Origin of the sequence: Streptomyces sp. NPDC006798, from assembly GCF_040635975.1 — a bacterium.
Taxonomy (GTDB): domain Bacteria; phylum Actinomycetota; class Actinomycetes; order Streptomycetales; family Streptomycetaceae; genus Streptomyces.
Genome location: NZ_JBEYIS010000030.1, coordinates 37690 through 58491, shown reverse-complemented (window position 1 = coordinate 58491; position 20802 = coordinate 37690). Strand labels below are relative to the sequence as shown.

At 74.2% G+C, this 20802-nt stretch carries 18 protein-coding genes; 6 read left to right on the top strand and 12 right to left on the bottom strand.

Annotation, left to right across the window (positions count from 1 at the left end):
* Positions 1 to 49: 49 nt before the first annotated feature.
* The 10 genes from ABZ714_RS21155 to rsmI form a co-directional block, all read right to left on the bottom strand.
* On the bottom strand, positions 50 to 1435 hold the full coding sequence (locus tag ABZ714_RS21155) for an acyltransferase (protein ID WP_358826810.1): 1386 nt from the start codon (positions 1433 to 1435) through the stop codon (positions 50 to 52).
* 380 nt (positions 1436 to 1815) lie between these two features.
* Positions 1816 to 2691, bottom strand: a complete 876-nt coding sequence (locus ABZ714_RS21150; protein ID WP_358826809.1) for a glycosyltransferase — start codon at positions 2689 to 2691, stop codon at positions 1816 to 1818.
* A gap of 114 nt (positions 2692 to 2805) precedes the next feature.
* Complete coding sequence (locus ABZ714_RS21145) at positions 2806 to 3273, bottom strand: hypothetical protein (RefSeq protein ID WP_358826808.1); 468 nt, start codon at positions 3271 to 3273, stop codon at positions 2806 to 2808.
* Positions 3274 to 3443: 170 nt separating this feature from the next.
* Entirely contained in the window at positions 3444 to 3713 is a 270-nt protein-coding gene (locus ABZ714_RS21140) for a hypothetical protein (RefSeq protein ID WP_358826807.1), read from the bottom strand.
* 202 nt (positions 3714 to 3915) lie between these two features.
* On the bottom strand, positions 3916 to 4836 hold the full coding sequence (locus ABZ714_RS21135) for a 4-(cytidine 5'-diphospho)-2-C-methyl-D-erythritol kinase (protein WP_358826806.1): 921 nt from the start codon (positions 4834 to 4836) through the stop codon (positions 3916 to 3918).
* Entirely contained in the window at positions 4833 to 5717 is an 885-nt protein-coding gene (gene rsmA / locus ABZ714_RS21130; protein WP_358826847.1) for a 16S rRNA (adenine(1518)-N(6)/adenine(1519)-N(6))-dimethyltransferase RsmA, read from the bottom strand. The genes ABZ714_RS21135 and rsmA overlap by 4 nt, the downstream gene beginning before the upstream one ends.
* A 575-nt stretch (positions 5718 to 6292) precedes the next feature.
* Positions 6293 to 7513, bottom strand: coding sequence for a ubiquitin-like domain-containing protein (locus tag ABZ714_RS21125; protein ID WP_358826805.1), 1221 nt, complete (start codon positions 7511 to 7513; stop codon positions 6293 to 6295).
* A gap of 153 nt (positions 7514 to 7666) precedes the next feature.
* On the bottom strand, positions 7667 to 8545 hold the full coding sequence (locus ABZ714_RS21120) for a TatD family hydrolase (RefSeq protein WP_358826804.1): 879 nt from the start codon (positions 8543 to 8545) through the stop codon (positions 7667 to 7669).
* A gap of 239 nt (positions 8546 to 8784) precedes the next feature.
* Complete coding sequence (locus ABZ714_RS21115) at positions 8785 to 9267, bottom strand: hypothetical protein (RefSeq protein WP_358826803.1); 483 nt, start codon at positions 9265 to 9267, stop codon at positions 8785 to 8787.
* A gap of 579 nt (positions 9268 to 9846) precedes the next feature.
* Entirely contained in the window at positions 9847 to 10722 is an 876-nt protein-coding gene (rsmI, locus tag ABZ714_RS21110; protein WP_358826802.1) for a 16S rRNA (cytidine(1402)-2'-O)-methyltransferase, read from the bottom strand.
* 460 nt (positions 10723 to 11182) lie between these two features.
* Here rsmI and ABZ714_RS21105 point away from each other — a divergent pair, with 460 nt between their 5' ends.
* The 4 genes from ABZ714_RS21105 to ABZ714_RS21090 all read left to right on the top strand — a co-directional run bounded on the left by ABZ714_RS21105 (position 11183) and on the right by ABZ714_RS21090 (position 16288).
* The gene (locus ABZ714_RS21105) at positions 11183 to 12910 is read left to right on the top strand and encodes a phospholipid carrier-dependent glycosyltransferase (RefSeq protein WP_358826801.1); all 1728 of its coding nucleotides are present in this window, start codon (positions 11183 to 11185) and stop codon (positions 12908 to 12910) included.
* A gap of 214 nt (positions 12911 to 13124) precedes the next feature.
* Positions 13125 to 14765 (top strand): penicillin-binding transpeptidase domain-containing protein, encoded by a 1641-nt coding sequence (locus ABZ714_RS21100; RefSeq protein WP_358826800.1) that lies wholly within the window; start codon positions 13125 to 13127, stop codon positions 14763 to 14765.
* Positions 14766 to 15348: 583 nt separating this feature from the next.
* Positions 15349 to 15849 (top strand): YbaK/EbsC family protein, encoded by a 501-nt coding sequence (locus ABZ714_RS21095; protein ID WP_358826799.1) that lies wholly within the window; start codon positions 15349 to 15351, stop codon positions 15847 to 15849.
* Positions 15850 to 15859: 10 nt separating this feature from the next.
* The gene (locus tag ABZ714_RS21090) at positions 15860 to 16288 is read left to right on the top strand and encodes a helix-turn-helix domain-containing protein (protein WP_358826798.1); all 429 of its coding nucleotides are present in this window, start codon (positions 15860 to 15862) and stop codon (positions 16286 to 16288) included.
* A gap of 39 nt (positions 16289 to 16327) precedes the next feature.
* Here ABZ714_RS21090 and ABZ714_RS21085 read toward each other — a convergent pair whose 3' ends face one another.
* Both ABZ714_RS21085 and ABZ714_RS21080 read right to left on the bottom strand, forming a co-directional pair.
* Positions 16328 to 17200 (bottom strand): ABC transporter permease, encoded by an 873-nt coding sequence (locus ABZ714_RS21085; protein WP_358826797.1) that lies wholly within the window; start codon positions 17198 to 17200, stop codon positions 16328 to 16330.
* Positions 17197 to 18090, bottom strand: a complete 894-nt coding sequence (locus ABZ714_RS21080) for an ABC transporter ATP-binding protein (protein ID WP_358826846.1) — start codon at positions 18088 to 18090, stop codon at positions 17197 to 17199. Before ABZ714_RS21080 ends, ABZ714_RS21085 begins: the two co-directional genes overlap by 4 nt.
* A 312-nt stretch (positions 18091 to 18402) precedes the next feature.
* Here ABZ714_RS21080 and ABZ714_RS21075 point away from each other — a divergent pair, with 312 nt between their 5' ends.
* Complete coding sequence (locus ABZ714_RS21075) at positions 18403 to 19359, top strand: helix-turn-helix domain-containing protein (RefSeq protein ID WP_358826796.1); 957 nt, start codon at positions 18403 to 18405, stop codon at positions 19357 to 19359.
* A gap of 275 nt (positions 19360 to 19634) precedes the next feature.
* On the top strand, positions 19635 to 20696 hold the full coding sequence (locus ABZ714_RS21070) for a DUF5954 family protein (protein ID WP_358826795.1): 1062 nt from the start codon (positions 19635 to 19637) through the stop codon (positions 20694 to 20696).
* Positions 20697 to 20802: the final 106 nt, after the last annotated feature.

Below are 20802 nucleotides of genomic sequence, written 5' to 3'. Positions count from 1 at the left end.
GGCGGGGGCGGTCCGCCCCCTCGGGCCGGGGCCGGGTCGGCCCGTCCGCTCAGGCCGCCCGGCCCACGGCCCGCCCGGCCCCGCGACCCGCGCGTTCGACCAGCAGCCAGCCCACCAGGGCCGCGGCGAGGGCGACGGGAGCGGTCACCGGGATCGCGATCAGCGTCGCGGACTTCCCTTCGAGCAGGTCGTCGTACCCGACCATCGAGATCCCCAGGACACCCAGCAGACAGAGGGTGATCCCGACGGCGGCCAGCGGTCCGCCGGCGCCGGTCTCGGTGGGGCGCTCGTCGGTCGCGGGTGCCGCGGGCGTCGCGGGCGTCGCGGGCCGTTCGAAGCGGCGGAAGACGGCGACGAGGACCGTACCGACGACAGCGGCGGCGGCCAGCCGGACCGGGGTCTGCGCCCACCAGGTGCCCGACGCGGGCTCCGGCAGGGCGGCCCCGGCACCGAGCAGTGCGCCGTACACGGCCAGCAACGCCGTCAGATGCCACAGGAACGCGGTCATCGCGATCCCGTTCGCGGCGATCACCCCGCGCCACACCCGGGCCCGCCCGGCGAACCGGGTCCCCGGCCCCCGCAGCACCTCGGCCGCGCCGATCAGCCACAGCCCGTGCGCCAGCAGCGCGACCGTCGGCGGAGCCATGTTGGAGACCTTCTCGCCGGGCATCCCCACCATCGAGAAGGGGTACGGCCCCAGGGCGACCAGGGCCGTGGCGGCGACCAGGCCGACGGCGGCGAGCGCCCCGGGACGGGTGATCCGCCCGTCGGCGCGGAGGAAACCGAGCTGGTGGATCGCCAGCCAGACGAAGGCGAAGTTCAGAAACTCCGCGTACGGCAGCCCGGCCGCGAACCGGGCCGTGTCCACGGCGACGGCGGCGGCCACCAGCGCGCCGAACACGGCCCAGCCGTGACGTTCGTGCAGCCGCAGCAGCGGCGGTGTGAAGGCGACCATCGCGAGATAGATCCCGATGAACCACAGCGGCTGCGTGACCAGCCGCAGCGCCACCCCCGTCAGCCCGTCGCCGCCGCCCGCCCACTGGATCACCAGCGCCAGCGCCGCCCACACCAGGAGGAAGACCATCGTGGGCCGCAGCAGCCGCTGAAGCCGGGCCCGCAGGAACTCCGCGTACACGGAACGCCCCGGGGCGCGGCGGGCCAGCGACCGGTACGACAGGGCGTGCGCGAACCCGCCGACGAAGAAGAAGACCGGCATGATCTGGAGCACCCAGGTCAACACCTGCAACGCGGGCACCACGGCGAGCAGATTGCCCACCTCGCGGGCGCCGTCGTCGGTCACCACGACCACGGCCATCAGCCAGTGCCCGAGCACCACGACACCGAGGGAGAGCACCCGCAGCAGATCGGCGTACCGGTCCCGCGCGGCGGGCGTGGCATCGGCGAGCGCGCGAACGGAGACGGGTTCAGTGACCATGCGCCTACGGTGCCGCGCGCCTTGCCGCCAGGGTCAGGGCGCGGATACTCACTTCGCGCCCTGAGTACGCCACGCGCCGCCGCCGCCTGTTCGCAGGTTCCCCGGCCCCTCGGTACCCGGGCCGCGCCCGGCGGCCCGATGTTGTTCGCGGTCCGCACCACCGTCGTGGCTTGTCGCGCAGTTCCCCGCGCCCCTGGTTGCCCGCCTCCTGGCCCTTGTGAGGGCAGCGCCCCGACTGGGAGCCCGCCTCCCACCCGGACGGCGCCGGGGAGAGCGTTCAGGGGCGCGGGGAACTGCGCGAGCAACCACCCGCGGGCGGCAGACCGCGAACAACATCAGGCCCACGGGCGAGACCGGGGCACGGGGCCCCGGGGCGCGGGTCAGATGATCGGGGGGCGGCCCAGGCGCGTCATGCGCCAGACCGTGGACCACCGCATCGGCTTCCTCGGCGGGCACGGCGTCCGTACCCCCTCCGCGAAGCCCCCGAACCACGCCCGCAGCCCGCTCGCGGACCGCGTCCGCAGCAGCGTGAGCGCGGTCCACACCCCCAGGTACAGCGGCACCAGCAGCGCCGGCAGATGCCGCTTCGCCAGCCAGACCCGGTTGCGCGCGACCATGCGGTGGAAGACGGCGTGCCGGGTGGGCGAGGTCCACGGGTGGCGCAGGACCAGCTCGGGCTCGTAGAGGATCTTCCAGCCGTGGTCGAGTGCGCGCCAGGCGAGGTCGGTCTCCTCGTGGGCGTAGAAGAACGCCTCGGGCCAGTCGCCGGTCTGGTCGAGCATCTTCATGGAGAGGCCGTGGCCGCCGCCGAGGAAGGTGGTGACGTATCCGCGCCGCATCGGGTCGCTCGCCCGCAGCCGGGGAACGTGGCGGCGGGCGGTACGGCCCTGTTCGTCGGAGATCCGGAAGCTGACGACGCCGAGGGTGTCGTCCTGCTCGTAAAGCTTGACGAGCCGGGAGAAGACGTCGGTGTCGATGAGGAGTCCGTCGTCGTCGAGGTCGACGACGACATCGACCTCTCCCAGTTCGCGGAGTTTCGCGATGGCCGCGTTGCGTCCGCCGGTGACGCCGAGGTTCTCGGGGAGTTCGACGCCGGTGACCCCGTCGGGGAGCGGCGGCAGCGGGGCGCCGTTGCCGACGACCACGATCCGGCTCGCGGGGGTGTCCTGCCGGGCGACCGATTCGAGCAGCTCCGCCAGTTCGGCGGGGCGGTTGCCCATGGTCAGGATCGCGACGCCGACGCGCGGTTGACGCACCAATGAACTCTCCGCTCCTCAGGGGTGATGCGTTCGGATGCTAGTCGCTGACGGCACGGGCGCGCGGGGCGGGGCGCCCGGAGCCGACCACGGCACGTGCGGCGGGCGCCCGGGTCAGAGCAGTGCCGTGAAGGTGGCGAGGGTGATCGCGCCGCCCGCCACCGCCATCCCTCCGGCGACCTTGGGCAGGGCGAGTCCGCCCGCGACGAGTACGGAGGCGAGCAGCAGCGCGCCCGCGAGGGGCAGCCAGGCGTGCAGGGCCCCGGCGGGTCCGGTGCGGATGAGTTCCTTCGTACCGGGTTTGAGGACGACCGCGAGTACGGCGCCCTTCTCGACGGCGACGGACTTCTCGATGGTGAGCCCGGTCCTGGCGGGTGCCGGGTCGTCGGGGACGTACGGGCCGGTGCAGGTCTCGTCGCCGCAGGCGGCGACGGTGATCGTGCCGCGTTCGCGGTCGCCGCCGAGCAGCACGTGGCGCGCGGAGTCCCAGGACGCCCAGGAGCCCGCGACGAGCAGCAGCAGGGCGATGGCCCCCATCAGCACACGGCGGCCGTGCAGGAGCACGATGTTCACGGAGGCCATGAGCCCGGATCCTTGGCCATGGGCACGTATCGCGTCAACTGCCGGTTGACGCGCGGCCCCGGTACGGGCGGCGTACGGCCTCGGTACGGGCGGCAGACGGCGCCCGGGCCGCGTCCGCGGATGACCGCGCCCGGACGGCGGGGTGTCCCCTCCGTCCGGGCGCGGCGGTGTCAGCGGGTGCCCGCGATGCCCTCGAAGCCACCGCCGGACGCGATGTCCGTGGCCCAGCCGACGCCGAATCCGGCGGCGTAGGCGTGGGCGGTCTCGGCGAAGCCTTCGATCTCGCCCGCGGCGAAGATGTTGTGCGGTTCGGCGGAGGCGATGTACTGCCCGCCGCCGCCCGCGGTCACCGGCTCGTGCGCCTGCGCGGGGGCCGCGACGGCGGCGAGGGCCAGCGCGGCACCGGCGGTCACCAGTGCCTTGCCCAGGATGCTCTTCATGAGTTCCTCTCCGAGCCCGGTCGTCGTGACGGGGCTCGGCCCCAATCGACCACGGGGCGCGGGGTGCTGACGGCACCACACACCGGGAGACCGCTCCGATCACCCGAAAGATCGGGCGGGGTGCGGCCCGTGGACGCACGCGTGTCCGGAGGGGCGCCCGGCGGGACGGGGTCTCGGTCGCGGAGTACGGGACGCCCGAGTCTCAGAGGATCGTCGCGCCCGCCGCCGGGGACGTCGCCGTACGGGCCGTGCGGCAGGTGCCCGAGGCCGTCAGGGCCGCCGCGACCGCCCGCGCCGACTCCTCGTCCTTCACCAGATACGCCGTCGTCGGGCCCGAGCCCGAGACGATCGCGGCGAGCGCGCCCGCCGCGAGGCCGGTGTCGAGGGTGGCCCGCAGCGCCGGGCGCAGGGAGAGCGCGGCGGGCTGGAGGTCGTTGGCGAGGGCGGCGGCCAGGGCCGTCGCGTCGCCGGAGCGCAGGGCCGCCAGGAGCGCCGGGGGCGCCTCGGGGGCGGGGACCTCGGTACCGGCGGTCAGCCGGTCGAATTCGCCGTAGACCGCCGGGGTGGAGAGCCCGCCGTCGGCGACGGCGAAGACCCAGTGGAACGTACCGCCGGTGTCGAGGGGGGTCAGCCGCTCGCCCCGGCCGGTGCCGAGGGCGGCCCCGCCGACCAGGCTGAAGGGGACGTCGGAGCCGAGTTCGGCGCAGATGTCGAGGAGTTCGGCGCGGGTCGAGCCGAGCCCCCAGAGCGTGTCGCAGGCGAGCAGGGCGCCCGCGCCGTCGGCGCTGCCGCCCGCCATACCGCCCGCGACGGGAATGTCCTTGGCGATGTGGATGTGGACGGCGGGTTCGATGCCGTGTCGGGCGGCGAGCAGAGTCGCGGCCCGGGCGGCCAGATTGGTCCCGTCCAGTGGTACGAGATCGGCGCCGGGGCCCTCGCAGGTGACGGTCAGCGCCTCCGCGGGCCGTACCGTCACCTCGTCGTGGAGGGAGACGGCGAGGAAGGCATTGGCCAGGTCGTGGAAGCCGTCGGGGCGGGCGGCACCGACCGCGAGCCGGACATTGACCTTCGCCGGTACGCGTACGGTGACGGCGCCCGGGGCGTCCGTACGGTGGCGGGTCACGGCTTGGCCTCCGCGATCCGGGCGAACTCCTCGACGGTCAGGGCCTCGCCGCGGGCCTGCGGCGACACCCCGGCCGCGACCAGGGCCCGCTCGGCGAGCGCCGGGGACCCGGCCCAGCCCGCCAGGGCGGCCCGCAGCGTCTTGCGGCGCTGGGCGAAGGCCGCGTCGACCACGGCGAAGACCTCCCGCTTGGTGGCGGTCGTCCGGGGCGGTTCGCGGCGGACCAGGGAGACGAGCCCCGAGTCGACATTGGGCGCGGGCCAGAACACATTGCGGCCGATGGACCCGGCGCGCTTCACGTCGGCGTACCAGTTGGCCTTCACGGACGGGACGCCGTACACCTTGTTCCCGGGCCCGGCGGCGAGCCGGTCCGCGACCTCGGCCTGGACCATGACGAGGGTCCGCTCGATGGTCGGGAACCGGTCCAGCATGTGCAGCAGGACGGGAACGGCCACGTTGTACGGCAGATTCGCCACCAGCGCCGTGGGCGGCGGGCCGGGCAGCTCCTCGACCAGCATCGCGTCCGAGTGCACGAGGGAGAAGCGGGGCGCGTACTCGGGCGTCCGGGCGAGAACGGTGGCGGGCAGGGCCGCGGCGAGTACGTCGTCGATCTCGACGGCCACGACCCGCTCGGCGGCCTCCAGCAGCGCCAGCGTGAGGGAGCCCAGCCCGGGACCCACCTCCACGACGGTGTCGTCGGGCCGGACACCGGCGGTCCGCACGATCCGGCGGACGGTGTTGGCGTCGATGACGAAGTTCTGGCCGCGCTGCTTGGTGGGCCGCACGCCGAGGGCTGCGGCGAGTTCCCGGATGTCGGCGGGACCGAGCAGGGCGTCGGTACCGGCGCCACCGGGGGGCTCGGACGCGTCGTGGGTGCTCATATCGGGATCGGTGCTGCTCACGCCTCCACCCTAAGGGCCCCGGGCCCCGCGCCCGCCCACACCGGGGTCGCGCGGCTCCGGCACCCCACTGCGCCTCGGCTCTCCGGGTGGGGCCCGCGCCTTCCGCCCGGAGGGGCGAGCGTCGTCGGGCGACCGCGCCCGGTCTGTGGCTGGTCGCGCAGTTCCTCCCCCTGTGCCTTCGGCGACGGGGGGACCCCCAGCGCCTTGGCCCTCCGGGTCAGGGCCACGCCACCCGCCCAGCGGGGCGAATATTGTCGGGCGACCGCGCGCCGTCGTGGGCTGGTCGCGCAGTTCCCCGCGCCCCTGGTTGCCCTCCTCAACGCCCTCGCAGAGAGGCCGGGTCTCCCTTTCCAGGGGCGGAGCTGGGGAGAGCATTTAGGGGCGCTGGGGGTCCCCCCATTGCCGAAGGCATAGGGGCGGAACTGCGCGAGCAACCCACCGCGGTCCGCGGACAACATCAGGCTGCCGGGCGCGGCCCGGGTTGTGGCGCTCACCCGGAGGGCCGCGGCGCCGGGGGAGCCGGGTTCAAGGGGCATGGGAAGCACCGCCCCGGGTCAGAGCAGGCGGCCGCAGTGGGGCCAGGGGGCCGCGCCCCGTTGGACGTAGAGCTTCTTCGCCCGGAACGTCTGCTCGGACGCGGGCGCGTCCTGGGGCCGCCCGCCGCCGCCGAGGGCCCGCCAGGTGGGCGTGTCGAACTGGTAGAGGCCCCCGTACGTGCCCGACGGGTCGACCGCGTCCGGCCGGCCGCCGGACTCGCAGCGGGCCAGCGCCGCCCAGTTCAGCCCGTCCGCGCCCGCGACCGACCGGGGCGGGCGGCGGGTGCCGTAGTAGACATGCCGGGTGACGGGCGGCCGGACCAGCCGCTCCGCCACCTTGCGGGGCTCCTCCCGCGCCCCGTCGACGGTCCGCACGGTGTAGACGACGCGGCGGGTGCCCGCCCGGCCGGGGCTGACCACGGTCTCCGTCCCCACGAAGGCGCCGGGGTCGGCGGTGCGCACGGTGGCGTACGGCACCGGCTCCTCCCGGACCTGGCGGGAGCCGCTGATCCGGGTGACCGTGATCGTCCGGCCGTCCCGGGGGAAGGCGTCGAGGGGTACGGACGCGGTGTCCTCGCGGCCGAGGACGATCCCGGCCTCCGCCAGGGCGTCGGCGACGGTCGCCGCGTTGGTGCGCAGGGTGCGGGCCCGGCCGTCGGCGAGAAGGGTGACGGCGCGTTCCGTACGGACGTCGAGGGCGAGGCCCGCCCGGGAGATCCCGGCCGACCGGGACGCCGACAGCCGGGCGCCCTCCGCCCGGACTCCGAGCTGGCGCAGGGCGCCGTCGACGGTGTCGGCGGTGGTCCAGACCGTGCGGCGGGTGCCGTCGAGGGTGAGGGCGACGGGGCGGCCGTAGCGGACGACGACCTCGTCGCCGTCGGCGAGCGCGGCGGCCGGGGCGGGCGCGACGATGTCGTGCGCCCCGGCGGCGACACCTTCCGCCGCGAGGAGTTCGCCGACGTCGTCGGCGAAGGTGTGCAGGGTGCGGGGTACGCCGTCGACGGTGAGCAGCACGGCCTTGTCGCTGATCAGGAAGGCGGACGTGCCGCCCGCGAGACAGGCGACGACGAGGGCCTGCGGGAGGAGGCGCCGCAGCAGGTCGGCGCGGGCGGCGCGAGGTGCGCGGGTCCGGGTCGTACGCGGCCGTAGGCCGCGCCGGGCGCCCGGCGCGTCCGCCGCGCCGCCGGCCCGCCCGGCCGGGCCCTCGTCTCCGTACCGTTCCGTGTCCGTATCGCTCACGCCGCGCTCCGTCCGCCGCCGCCCACTGTGTGGTGGGCCGGGACGGTAGCCGAGCGGCCGTCACTCTCCAAAGCCATCCGGTCACGCCGTGTCGCGGACGCGGGTCCCGGTACGCCCGGACGGACCACGGGGCGTGATCGCCCCGCGGCCCTCTCAGTAGCCGAACGCCTCCGCCGTGTTGGCCGCGACCGCCGCGGCCAGCGTGTCCTCGTCCAGCCCCTTCACCGCCGCCATCGCGCGCAGCGTGACCGGAATGAGATACGGGGCGTTGGGCCGTCCGCGGTACGGCGCGGGCGTCAGAAACGGCGCGTCGGTCTCCACCAGGACCAGTTCGCGCGGCGCGACCGCGAGGGCGTCCCGCAGCGGCTGGGCGTTCTTGAAGGTGACGTTGCCCGCGAAGGACATGTAGTAGCCCGCGTCGGCGCAGATCTTCGCCATGTCGGCGTCGCCGGAGTAGCAGTGGAAGACCGTACGGTCGGGCGCGCCCTCCTCGGCGAGCACGCGCAGCACGTCCGCGTGGGCGTCCCGGTCGTGGATGACGAGCGCCTTGCCGTGGCGCTTGGCGATCTCGATATGCGCGCGGAAGGACCGCTCCTGGGCTGCGACGCCCTCCTCACCCGTACGGAAGTAGTCGAGACCGGTCTCGCCCACGGCCTTGACGTGCGGCAGGGCGGCGAGCGCGTCGATCTCGGCGAGCGCCTCGTCCAGGGCGCCGTCCCCGCCGGGCGGCCGGACCGACTGCCGGGGCCCGCCGTTCCCGGGGTCCCCGAGGACGATCCGGGGCGCCTCGTTCGGGTGCAGGGCGACGGCCGCGTGCACGGCGTCGTACGCGGCGGCGGTACGGGCCGCCCAGCGGGAGCCCCCGATGTCGCAGCCGACCTGTACGACGGCCGTCACCCCGACGGCCGCGGCCCTGGCCAGCGCCTCGTCGACGGTCCCCTCCTGCATGTCGAGATGGGTGTGGGAGTCGGCGACGGGCACCCGCAGGGGCTCGGGCAGCGGCGGCGGCAACGACGAGGACTGCGTACTCATGCCCGCGATCCTACGGACCCGGGGGCGGGCCGGTGTCGGCGGCCGAACCGGCCGGAGGCCGGGGCGGGGAGGCCCGGCAGGCGACAGCCGCGGGCGCGGGCATGGCGCCGGCCCGCTCGCGGGAGGCTGGCGAGCGGGCCGGTGCCATACGCCGCGGACCGGGCGGGGTGAACGCGTACGTCACCCCGCCCGGGCCCGGACCACGCGCCCGGAGACCTGCCCTCCGGACGCGCCGGGCCTCAGTGGCGGCGGTGCTGGAAGGGGTGCAGCAGATCCGACAGATGCCAGTGGTGCCGGGGCTCCCGGGCGTCCGGCACCGCGGCCGAGGCAGCCGCCGGGGCGACATCCGGCGCACCGGCCGGGTCGCCGTCCTCCTCCAGCCGGTAGTCCGTCGCGCCGATGGGCCCCGCGATCGGGACCGGCCGCTCCTCCACGACCCGGCCGCCACGGCCGTTGCGGCCGTTTCTGGCCGCCCGGTTCAGCACGGACGACACCTGGCCCGCGCGCATGATCCTGACGACATGCCCCCCGCAGTTGGCGCAGGTGGGACTGGACAACGGGGACGGCACCCGCACGCCGTCGGCCCGGTAGACCACGTACTGCCGCCCCTCCGCGTCGACGTGATGCTCGATCTCGTACGCCTGCTCCCAGCCGTGCCCGCAACGCATACACGCGAAGGCATACGCCTCGTGGACCCTCGCCGCGCCGGTGATCTCACTCATGCCAGCTCCTCTCCACTGAACCAGTGGACGCCCATTCCGGCGGGAGCGCGACAGCGCCTGGAGAAACATGGTGTGGTCTTGGCACTTCCCATGCCTGGGAAGCCCTCGGGCCCGGTCCGGGCTTTGCCTTCCAGGCTAGCCCTTTACCTCCCCCGGGGCCGGTCCGAGCGCCTCCGAGGCCGCCGACGCCCCGGGGGAGCCGGGTCTGGCCCGGCGGCCTTGCGTTGTTCGCGGCCCGCGGACCGTGGTGGGCTTGTCGCGCAGTTCCCCGCGCCCCTGAATACCCGGTCTCGCCCGGCGCCATCAGGTCTTCCACGGTCTGCGGACCGTAGTGGTTGCTCGCGCAGTTCCCCGCGCCCCTGGGTTGCCCTCCTGATCGCCCCCGGTAAGCGTTGGCTCTATCCAGGGACGGCGCTGGGGAGAGCATGAGGTGGCGCTGGGGGTCCCCCCATTGCCGAAGGCATAGGGGGGCGGGACTGCGCGACCAGCCACGCACGGTCCGCAGACCGCGAAGAAGATCAGGCTGCCGGGCGCGGCCGGTTCGTGAGGCTCACCCGGAGGGCCGGGGCGGCGCGAAACCTAGCGCGTCGCGTTCTTCGCCGCGACCACCGCGTCGAACACCTCCCGCTTCGGCACCCCCGCCTCCGTCGCCACCGCCGCGATCGCCTCCTTGCGGCGCTCCCCCGCCTCCTCCCGGGCCCGGACCCGGGCCACGAGTTCCGCCGGGGTCAGATCCCCCGGGCCGGGAGCGGGCGCGCCTTCGACGACGACGGTGATCTCGCCTCGTACGCCGTCCGCCGCCCAGGCCGCCAGCTCGGCCAGGCCGCCTCGCTTGACCTCCTCGTACGTCTTGGTCAGCTCGCGGCAGACCGCGGCCCGGCGGTCGGGGCCGAAGACCTCGGCCATCGCCCGGAGGGTCTCCTCGATGCGGTGGGTGGCCTCGAAGTAGACGAGGGTGCGGCGCTCCTGCTCGTTCTCCCGGAGCCGGGCCAGCCGCTCGCCCGCCTTGCGGGGCAGGAAGCCCTCGAAGCAGAAGCGGTCGACCGGCAGCCCGGAGAGCGCCAGGGCCGTCAGTACGGCGGATGGCCCGGGGACGGCGGTCACCCGGATGTCCGCGGCGACGGCTGCGGCGACCAGCCGGTAGCCGGGGTCCGACACGGAGGGCATCCCCGCGTCCGTGACGAGGAGCACCCGGGCGCCGCCGGTCAGGGCGTCGACCAGTTCGGGGGTGCGGGCGGACTCGTTCCCCTCGAAGTACGACACGACCCGGCCGCCGGGCGTCACGTCGAGGGCCTGGGTGAGGCGCCGCAGCCGCCGGGTGTCCTCGGCGGCGACGACATCCGCGGCACGCAGTTCGTCGGCGAGGCGGGGCGGGGCGTCGCGGGGGTCGCCGATCGGCGTCCCCGCGAGGACGAGGACTCCGCCGGGGGTGGTGTTGGGGGGCGTCTGGCTCACGCGCCCCATTCTCCCCCGCGCGCCCGTGCCCGCCGTACGCCATGCGCCTCGGCCTTCCGGGGAGCCCCGCGCCGTCCGCCCGGAGGGGCGAGCGTCGTCGGGCGACGGCGCGCCGTCGTGGGCTTTTCGCACAGTTCCGCCCCCTATGCCTTCGGCAATGGGGGGACCCCCAGCGCCACCTCATGCTCTCCCCACTCCCCAGCGCCGTCCCTGGGTAGAGCCACCGCTTACCGGGGGCGATCAGGAGGGCAACCCAGGGGCGCGGGGAACTGCGCGAGCAGCCACAGGCGGCCCGCGGACCGCCGACAACGCAAGGCCGCCGGGCGAGACCCGGGTAGTTCGGGGCGGTGCCCGGGAGAGCCGAGGCGCTGGGTCCCCCGGGGACGGAACCGCGCGGCGCGGCAGGGATCGGGCCGCGGACCGGGGAACACCGCGCGGGCGATGTCCCTACGATGGCGCGGTGACCAGTACCGCGCCTTCGCCCCTCAAGCGGGGGGACGACGACCCGCCGCCGTCCGCCTGGCCCGCGCGTCTGCGGCGATTCGGATACGTACCCCGGGCGGAGATCGGGCTGCGGGAGCGGCTCGTACCGCCGTATACCCGGCCGTCGGAGCGGTTGTGGCCGGTGCTGGGGGTGCCCGCGGACCGGGTGGGGCCGCTGTTGCGGGTCTCCGCCTGGGCGGGGCCCCTGTTGGTGGCGCTGTTCGCGGGGGTGCTCAGGTTCTGGAATCTGGGCAAGCCGAACGCGGTGATATTCGACGAGACGTACTACGCCAAGGACGCCTGGGCCCTGATCAACCAGGGGTACGAGGGCCACTGGCCCAAGGACGTCGACAAGAAGATCCTGGCGGATCCGTCGGCCGTGCCGATCCCCGCCGATCCGGGCTATGTGGTGCATCCGCCGGTCGGCAAATGGGTGATCGGTCTCGGCGAGAAGCTGTTCGGGTTCGAGCCGTTCGGCTGGCGCTTCATGGTCGCGCTGCTGGGGACGATCTCGGTACTGATGATCTGCCGGATCGGGCGGCGGCTGTTCCGTTCGACGTTCCTGGGCTGTGTCGCGGGGCTGCTGCTCGCCGTGGACGGTCTGCATTTCGTGATGAGCCGGACGGCGCTGCTCGATCTGGTGCTGATGTTCTTCGTCGTGGCGGCGTTCGGCTGTCTGCTGATCGACCGGGACCGGGCCAGAGCCCGGCTGGCGGGGGCGCTGCCGGTGGACGCGGACGGTTTGCTGCGGCCGGATACGACGGTCGCGGAGACCTTGCGGCTCGGTGCCCGCCCGTGGCGGATCGCGACCGGGGTGATGCTGGGTCTGGCGGCCGGCACGAAGTGGAACGGCCTGTACATCATGGCGGCGTTCGGGCTGCTGACCGTGTTGTGGGACGTCGGTGCCCGCCGGACGTCGGGCGCGGTGCGCCCGTACCGGGCGGTGCTCCGCCGTGATCTGGTGCCCGCGTTCACGGCGATCGTGCCGGTGGCCCTGGTGACGTATCTGGTGTCGTGGTCGGGGTGGATCTTCACGGACCGGGGGCATCTGCGGAACTGGGCTTCGGAGGGGCCGGGCCGGGAATCCGCCTGGTCGTTCGTGCCGGACTGGCTGCGCAGCCTGTGGCACTACGAGGCGGAGGTCTACGAGTTCCATGTGGGCCTGACGTCGGGGCACACGTACCAGTCCAATCCGTGGAGCTGGATCGTGATGGGCCGCCCGGTCTCCTACTACTACAAGGATCTGAAGCCGGGCAGCGGCGGCTGCGCGGCGGACAGTTCGGGCGGCGGCTGCGCCTCCGAGGTACTGGCGCTGGGGACGCCGATGCTGTGGTGGGCGGGGTGCGCGGCGCTGGTGTACGTGGTGTGGCGGTGGCTGTTCCGCCGGGACTGGCGGGCGGGCGCGATCGCCTGTGCGATCGCCGCGGGCTGGGTGCCCTGGTTCTTCTACCAGGAGCGGACGATCTTCGTGTTCTACGCGGTGGTCTTCGTACCGTTCCTCTGTCTGGCGGTGGCGATGCTCGTGGGGGCGATCCTGGGGCCGCCGGGGGCGTCGGAGACCCGGCGGGCGGTGGGGGCGATCGGTGCGGGCGTCCTCGTCCTGCTGATCGTCTGGAACTTCATCTACTTCCATCCGCTCTATACGGGCACGGTGATCCCGTTGAGCGAGTGGCAGGACCGGATGTGGCTCGACACCTGGGTGTAAGCAACACCGATGCAACTAGCATCTTTCGGTCGGATCGGTGCTATCACCGGGCCCGGGAGTCCCGGTCCCGTAACGGTGCCGCCGGGCTGTCGGTGGCCCGTCCTAGGCTGGGCGGGTCGGATGTCGTACGGCCGGAGGGCGACCGACCGGCCTGGTCGAGAGGTTTCGCGGGGCCCGCCGGACGGCGGGGCCCGCCTGGGGAGGGGCGCGCGTCATGCGCAGTGGAGTCAAGGTCGCCGTGGCCGGCGGGGTCTTCCTGGTCGTGGCCGGCGGGGTCGCGTACGGCGGCTACAACCTCTACGAGGGGATGACCGGCGGCAACCGGGAGAACGGGCTGGCGGAGAAGAAGACGGGACCGCCGACGGCCGAGGAGATCGACCGGACGGCCCGGGACTTCCTGACGGCCTGGGCCGACGGCAAGGCGGACGCGGCGGCGCGGCTCACGGACGACCCGGTCGCGGCGGGGCCGCTGCTCGGCGGCTACCGGTCGACGGCGAAGGTGTCGGCGGCCGAGATCACCCCGGCGGCGGCCGTCGGCCCGAAGGTGCCGTTCACCGTGAAGGCGACGGTGACCTGGGAGGGCCGCAGCAAGCCGTGGACGTACACCTCCGAACTGACCGTGGTGCGCGGCGAGTCCACCGGGCGGGCGCTGGTCGACTGGCGGCCTTCGGTGCTGCATCCGAAGCTGACGGCGACGACCGAGCTCTCCACGGGACCGGCCGGTACGCCGCCGGTGAAGGCGCTCGACCGGGCGGGCCGGGAGCTGACGAAGGAGAAGTACCCGTCCCTGGCGGGGGTGCTGGACGGGCTGCGGAAGAAGTACGGCGAGGCCGCGGGCGGCGAGCCGGGCGTCGAGCTGGTCCTGACCTCGTCGAACGAGTCCGTACCCGACCAGACCCTGCTCGCCCTCACCGAAGGGGAGCCGGGCGAGCTGAAGACCACCATCGACGCCGGGGTGCAGGCCGCGGCGGAGCGGGCGGTGGCGAACACGCCGAAGGCGTCGGTCGTCGCGGTCAAGCCCAGTACCGGGGAGATCCGGGCGATCGCCAACAACCCGGCGGGCGGCTACAACACGGCACTGCTGGGCACCCAGGCCCCCGGCTCCACGATGAAGATCGTGACGGCGGCGATGATGCTGGAGCACGGGCTCGTCGCGGGGGCGGACAGCCCGGTCGAATGTCCCGCGACTGTGCAGTGGAACGGCCGGACCTTCGAGAACCTGAAGCGGTTCGAGGTACCGAACGCCACCTTCCGGCAGGCGTTCGCCCGCTCCTGCAACACCACCTTCATCAAGGCGATCAAGCCGCTGACGGAGAAGGGCGTGGCGGGCTCGGCGCTGGGCGAGACGGCGCGCGAGTACTTCGGTATCGGGCTGGACTGGAAGACGGGCGTATCGACGTACGACGGCAGCGTGCCGGATTCGGAGGGTACGGAGACGGCGGCGTCGTACATCGGCCAGGGCCGGATCACCATGAACGCGCTGAACATGGCGTCGGTGGCGGCGACGGTGAAGAACGGCGGATTCAAGCAGCCGACGATCCTCGCGGAGGGGGCGGTGGGCGCGGGTGACGCGGACTTCGCGACGGCGCGGCCGATGCCCGCGGCCATGGCGGACACCCTGCGCGCCCTGATGCGGGCCGACGCGACGGCCGGCTCGGGCAGCAAGGCGATGGCCCGGGTCGGCGGCGACAAGGGGTCGAAGACCGGCTCGGCGGAGATGGGCGGCCAGGAGACCAGCAACGCGTGGTTCGCCGGATACGCCGGGGATCTCGCGGCAGCGGCGGCGGTCCAGTCCGGCGGCCGCGGCGGCGAGGCGGCGGGCCCGGTGGTGGCCGCGGTCCTCTCGGCGCGGTGACCCGGGGGGCCGGGGCGCTCTGAAGAAGGCGCGCCCCGAGCCCCTCGCCTATGAGACCCCTCGCCTGTCCCGGGCCCTGCTCGGAGCCTTGCCCCATAGGGAGTCCCTCAGCGCCTTGCCCCTCCGGGCGGAGCCCGCGCCTTCCGCCCAGCGGGGCGAGTGTCGTCGGGCGACCGCGCGCCGTCGTGGGCTTGTCGCGCAGTTCCCCGCGCCCCTAAATGCTCTCCCGCTCCCCGGCCCTGCAAAGGGAGGCCCGCCCCTGTAAGAAGGGGCCGCCTCTCTCCGGGGGCGGTCAGGAGGGCAACTCAGGTGGCGCTGGGGGTCCCCCCATGCCGAAGGCATAGGGGGCGGAACTGCGCGACCAGCCAGCCACGGTCCGCGGACCGCGAACAAGAATCAGCGGCCGGGCGCGGCCCGGGTTTTCAGGGGCTCGGGGAACTGCGAGACGAGCCACAGGCGGGCCGCGGGGCGCCGACAACATCAGGGCGCCGGGCGCGGCCCGGAAAGCCGGGAGGGCGCCGTACTCCGGGGAAGTGCTGAACGCGTCGCCGCTCCGCGTCGGCGCCCGCTAGCGTCAGTCCGTATGAGTACCGAGAAAAGCAACCCCGCCCCCGCCGCCCACCCCCGCTTCGCCGCCGCGCTCGCCGAGCTGGGGCTCGATGTGCCGGTCCGGGGGTTTCCGGAGGCGACCCGGACCGCCGTCGAGGCCGCCGCCGCCATCGGCTGCGATGTGAGCGAGATCGTCAAGTCGCTGATCTTCGCGGCGGACGGTGAGCCGGTGCTGGTGCTGATGGACGGCTCGTCCCGGGTCGATGTCGAGCGGGTGCGGGCCGAGCTGGGCGCCGGGGCCGTCAAGCGGGCCGATGCCGATCTGGTCCGTGCGACGACCGGGTACGCCATCGGGGGCGTACCCCCGTTCGGTCATCTGACCCGGACCCGGGTCCTCGCGGACCGGGGGCTGCTCGCCCATGACGTGGTGTGGGCGGCGGCCGGTACGCCGCATACCGTCTTCCCCCTCGATCCGGAGTCCCTGGTCAAGCACGCGGGCGCGACGGTCGTGGACGTCCGTGAGCGCACGGCCTGAGATGGCGGACATGAGCCCTTCGCACGGCCTGCCCGAAGCCGCCGGTCCGCCGAAGGGAGCCGGTCCGCCGAAGGCCGCCGGTCTGCCCGGGGCCGGCGATCTGCGGCAGTCCGATTCCCTGGCGCGGGAGATCTTCTCGGACGTCGCCAACAAGTGGGCGTTTCTGATCATCGAGGCGCTCGGTGACCGGACCCTGCGCTTCGGGGAGTTGCGGAACGAGATCGACGGCGTCAGCCACAAGATGCTCACCCAGAATCTGCGCATGCTGGAGCGGAACGGGCTGGTCGAGCGGACGGCGCATCCCACGGTGCCGCCGAAGGTCGAGTACACCCTGACCGAACCGGGCCGGGCCCTGCGGGCGACGGTCTCCGCCATGTGCGGCTGGACGCGGCGGTTCCTCGGCGATATCGAGGAGGCCCGCCGCCGCTTCGACGGCTGACCGCCGACCCGGCGGGCGCACCGGCTCCCGGCTCTCCCGTCAGCCGGTGCGCCGCAGCGCCCGCTCCCGGCGGGCCGAGACCGCCGAACCGGACTCCCGGCGGGCCATCCGGCGCAGTACCAGCGGGGCGAGCGCCAGACCCGCGACCGCCCACAGGCCCAGCACCCCGGCCGCCTCCCACAGCCGCCAGGAGCCGCCGGGTTCGGCCGCCGCGGCCTCCTCGGGGAGCAGGGCGGAGCGCGTACCGTGGCCGAGCCAGTAGACCGGGGTGAACCGGGCCGCGCCCTGTACCCACTCCGGCAGCGCCGTCACGGGGTGGAAGATCCCGGAGATCGCGATAGTCGCGAGTACGGGCAGCTGGACCAGGCCCTGGGCGCGGCTGGAGGAGATCAGGGACCCCAGTACGGCGCCGACGGGCAGGGTCGCGAGGATGCCGAGGACGACGACCCAGCCCAGGGTCGCCCAGGCGGCAGCGCCCTCGACGGCGAGGCCGTCCACGATCAGCGACCCGGGTACGAGGAAGATCGCCAGGTCGATCAGGAGCCCGCCGCCCACGGCGACGACCTTGCCGATGAGATAGCCGCGGATGCCGTACGGGGTGGCTCTGGCCCGCAGCAGGGTGCCGTCCTCGCGGTCGGCGGTGAGGAGCTGGCTCATCATCACCATGCCCATGGCGATGTTCATCCCCAGCACGCCGGGCAGGACAAGGGTGCCGAACGGCAGGCCGGACGAGCCGAACTCCCGGTCCCGGAGCAGGAAGAGCACGATCAGCATCAGGGTCGGCCAGAAGAAGTGGGACGTCAGATCGGCGCCGTTGGTGAAGGACTGGCGGAGTTCGATCAGTCCGCGCCTGACGCCCGTACGGCCGATGGCCGTGGCGGGGGAGGCGGAGGAGGCGGAGGAGGCGGTCATCGTACGGCTCCCTTCGCGGCGGCGGCCCGTTCCCCGGCCCCGCCCCCGCCGTCGTCCCGGGCGCCCGCCAGCAGCGCCGCGTAGGTGTCGGCGAGGGACGCCCGGCGGATCTCCAGTTCGCGCAGCCCGTCGCCGTGGCGGCGGAAGAGTTCCCGGGCGAATCCGGTGGAGTCGGCGGTGGCCGCGGTCCGGCGGCGGCCCCCGGCCGTCCAGCGGACCTCGTCGGGGACGGCGTGTTCCCGGGCCAGTCCGGCGGCGGTGCCGTCGGCGACGATCCGGCCGCCGGAGAGGACCAGGATCCGGTCGGCGAGCCGTTCCGCCTCGTCCAGGTCGTGGGTGGTGAGCAGGACCGTGGTGGCCTCGTCGGCGGCGAGCCGCCGTACCAGCGTATGGAACGAGGCCCGCGCCTCGGGGTCGAGGCCCGTGGTCGGTTCGTCGAGGAAGAGGACCTCGGGGCGGCCCACCACACCGACCGCGATGTCGAGGCGGCGGCGCTGCCCGCCGGAGAGAGTCCGGATCCGGGCGCCCGCGCGGTCGGCGAGGCCGACGGCGGCGATCAGTTCGTCGGGGTCCCGGGGGCGGGGCGTGCCGGGGATGCCGTAGGGCGCGTAGTAGGCGCCGAGATGGCCGAGGAGTTCCCGGACCCGCCATTTGCCGTGGTCGCGCCAGGACTGGAGGACCACCCCGGTTCTGGCGCGCCATGCCTCGTCGCCGCGGGCCGGGTCCGTGCCCAGGACCTCGACCCGGCCGGCCGACCGGGCCCGGAAGCCTTCGAGGATCTCGACGGTGGTGGACTTGCCCGCGCCGTTGGGTCCCAGCAGGGCGAGGACCTCGCCTCGGTGGGCACGGAAGGTGACGTCCCAAAGGACGTCCCGGGTGCCGTACCGCATCCTCAGCCCGGCGACGTCCAGCACGACCTCGCGAACGGCGGGAACGGGCCGGGGGCCGGAACGGGGACGGGGCCGGGTGTCGGCGCCGGAATCGTTCATCGCACTGCCCTTCTCTTCACAGTGCCGTGAAAGCTAGGGTGCGATGCCGTTCGGCGAACAGCCGTACAGCGGCCGGATCGCCTCGATACACCGAGGAGAAGCCCGTTTGTTGCAACGGTGCTGACGGTGAACGTATCGACGGCCTTCGGACGTCCGTTGCAATGGGCTGACGGTGAAAACTGGCGGTGAAGACCGGCGGGAAGGAGGGGCACGATGCCCGGTGGCAGGCTGACCCGGGAGGAGCGGCGGCTGATCGCGGAGGCGCTGGCGGAGGGTCTGGGGTACGCGGCGACGGCCCGGCGGCTGGGGCGGCCGACGTCCACGGTGAGCCGTGAGGTGGCCCGTAACGGCGGTCCGGCCGGATATCGCGCGGAGTACGCCCACCGGGCCACGGCCTGGCGGGCCCGCCGCTCGGGCCCCGGCCGCCCCGGTGACCCCGAGGGCTCCGGGGGCCCCGGCGGCCCCGATGTGTCGGCGTTCCGGGCCGAGTTCGCCGCATTGATGGTCGGTACGGGCCTGCCCCGGATGGCGGCCCGCGTCCTGACCGAACTGTTCCTCGCCGACGCCGACGGACTGACCTCGGCGGAGCTGGTACGGCGGCTCCGGGTCAGCCCGGCGTCGGTCTCCAAGGCGGTCGGCTATCTGGCGCCGCTCGGCGCGGTCCGGCGGGAACGGGAGTCGGGGCGGCGGCGCGAACGGTACGTACTGGACGACGACATGTGGACCGGCGCCTGGGCGTCGAGCACCCGCTCGATCACCGTCTGGGCGCAGACCGCGCGGCGCGGTACGGAGATCGTCGGCGCCGCGACCCCGGCGGGTGTCCGGCTGGACCGGATGGCGTCGCTGTTCTCCCGGCTCGCCGCGGACATGGACACCGGCCCGGTGGACGTCGCGGACGGCGAGGACGCGCTGACCGTACTCGCGGCGCTGGTCCACGCGGGCGCCCCGCTGACGGCGGACGCGCTGGCGGCGGCGCTGGGCTGGACCGGGGAGCGGGTGGTCCGGGCCATCGGGACGGCGGAGCGGCATCCCGGCCTGACGGATCCCGTCGCACCGCTGCGGGTGGCGTCCGGTACGTACACGGCGGCGGCCCGGCCGGACCGGCTCGGACCGGCCCGGCGGGCGGCCCTCACGGCGGCCGGGCGGACCGGGTCCGGCGCACGGCCCTGACGCCCCGCCCGCCACCGACCCGCCCCCCTGCCCCTGTCCCTGCCCCGACCGCCTCACAACCGGCCACGGCACCCGCCACCCCCACCCCACAAGTCGCGCCCCGCCACCCACGCCACCCCCGGCGCCACCACCCGCGCCACCCCCGTTCGAACACGTACGCCCCCAAGTCCGCGGTGAGGAGCGGGCGTTCGACGTTTCCCGTACGGGACGTACTCTTCCGGCCAGTTGAAGTCCCCTCAGCACGCGGAACGATCCCACACCACAACAATGTGCGCATGGCTGATGACTGGAAGCGACGGATCGACCGGCTGCACGAGAATCTGGTACGGCGCGACGACCCGGCGGCCTGGGTGACCGAGGCCGATGCCGTCGAGTCCTCGTACCGCTATCCGGATCTCCTGGTCCGCGGACCGGTGTTCGGGCTCGCCGCCCAGCACACCGGCGGCCGGGACCCGGCGCTCGGCCCCTGGCGCGACGGGGGCGACGACGGCGCGTGGCGGGTGCTGAAACCCCTGATCAGCGGCTCCCCACAGGAGGCCAGGGACAATCTGAACTCCTTCCTCTGGTTCCGCGCCAAGGACGACACCGACGACCCCCGGCTCCGCCGCAGGCTGCTCGACGCCGTCACCGTGCTGGAGAACGAGCGCGCCGACGAGATCGAGGTACTCGGCTGCCGCTACCGGGTGGTGCGCGCCGACGAGTTCGCCCGCCGGGGCGACGACGGGCTCGAACCGCCCCGCCCCACCGATCCCGAGCCCGGCAACGACTACTCCTGGGACGGCGACCGGGACCGGGTCTGGCCGGAGGTGGGGCTGGACATCGACCCCGACCGGGAGGACGGTCTGATGGCGGGCGCGATGAAGCTGGGGCTGCGCTCCTTCTCGTACTCGGGCCCCCTCTTCCCCGACCACGTCCGCCGCGATTCGGAGCTGGCGGCCGAGCGCTACCCCGATATCGCGCTGCTGCCGGTCGGCTTCAGCGTCGTCGAACTCGCGGACGGCCGGTGGACCACCCGGGGCATCCTGCTGCCGTCCCCGCACGACGCCCGGCGCAGCCTCTTCGACGGCATGAACGAGTTCTGGCCCATGCTCTACGAGTTCGACGAGGAGGAACGTGCCGAGTACGCCCGGGTCGCCGAGGACTTCAAGGCCGCGGGCCGGGCCGACGAGGCCCGGGTCGGTGACTCCCTCTACCGGGTCTGCCGGATCGAACGGGCGCTCCGCTGCGGCCCGGACGGGCCCGAGCCGCCGCGCCCCTCCGACCCCGACGGCTGGGGCCCGATGAAGCTGCATCCGACGATGGACGACGACGGCACGCTCCACTACGACGACGAATAGACGTATAGCCGAAGAGCCGGGCGGTGACCCGAGGCCGTACGCGGTACGGGACAGATGGCGCGGCGGCGACGACCGCCGCGTACCGGCCCGCGCGAGCACGGCGCAG

What these genes read in the sequence shown, in the direction of transcription:
- ABZ714_RS21145 (WP_358826808.1), bottom strand. Translation starts at nt 3,273, where the DNA reads ATGGCCTCCGTGAACATCGTGCTCCTGCACGGCCGCCGTGTGCTGATG.
- ABZ714_RS21085 (WP_358826797.1), bottom strand. Translation starts at nt 17,200, where the DNA reads ATGACCGCCTCCTCCGCCTCCTCCGCCTCCCCCGCCACGGCCATCGGC.
- ABZ714_RS21090 (WP_358826798.1), top strand. Translation starts at nt 15,860, where the DNA reads ATGAGCCCTTCGCACGGCCTGCCCGAAGCCGCCGGTCCGCCGAAGGGA.
- ABZ714_RS21095 (WP_358826799.1), top strand. Translation starts at nt 15,349, where the DNA reads ATGAGTACCGAGAAAAGCAACCCCGCCCCCGCCGCCCACCCCCGCTTC.
- ABZ714_RS21115 (WP_358826803.1), bottom strand. Translation starts at nt 9,267, where the DNA reads ATGAGTGAGATCACCGGCGCGGCGAGGGTCCACGAGGCGTATGCCTTC.
- ABZ714_RS21080 (WP_358826846.1), bottom strand. Translation starts at nt 18,090, where the DNA reads ATGCGGTACGGCACCCGGGACGTCCTTTGGGACGTCACCTTCCGTGCC.
- ABZ714_RS21140 (WP_358826807.1), bottom strand. Translation starts at nt 3,713, where the DNA reads ATGAAGAGCATCCTGGGCAAGGCACTGGTGACCGCCGGTGCCGCGCTG.
- ABZ714_RS21070 (WP_358826795.1), top strand. Translation starts at nt 19,635, where the DNA reads ATGGCTGATGACTGGAAGCGACGGATCGACCGGCTGCACGAGAATCTG.
- rsmA (WP_358826847.1), bottom strand. Translation starts at nt 5,717, where the DNA reads ATGAGCACCCACGACGCGTCCGAGCCCCCCGGTGGCGCCGGTACCGAC.
- ABZ714_RS21155 (WP_358826810.1), bottom strand. Translation starts at nt 1,435, where the DNA reads ATGGTCACTGAACCCGTCTCCGTTCGCGCGCTCGCCGATGCCACGCCC.
- ABZ714_RS21100 (WP_358826800.1), top strand. Translation starts at nt 13,125, where the DNA reads ATGCGCAGTGGAGTCAAGGTCGCCGTGGCCGGCGGGGTCTTCCTGGTC.
- ABZ714_RS21075 (WP_358826796.1), top strand. Translation starts at nt 18,403, where the DNA reads ATGCCCGGTGGCAGGCTGACCCGGGAGGAGCGGCGGCTGATCGCGGAG.
- ABZ714_RS21120 (WP_358826804.1), bottom strand. Translation starts at nt 8,545, where the DNA reads ATGAGTACGCAGTCCTCGTCGTTGCCGCCGCCGCTGCCCGAGCCCCTG.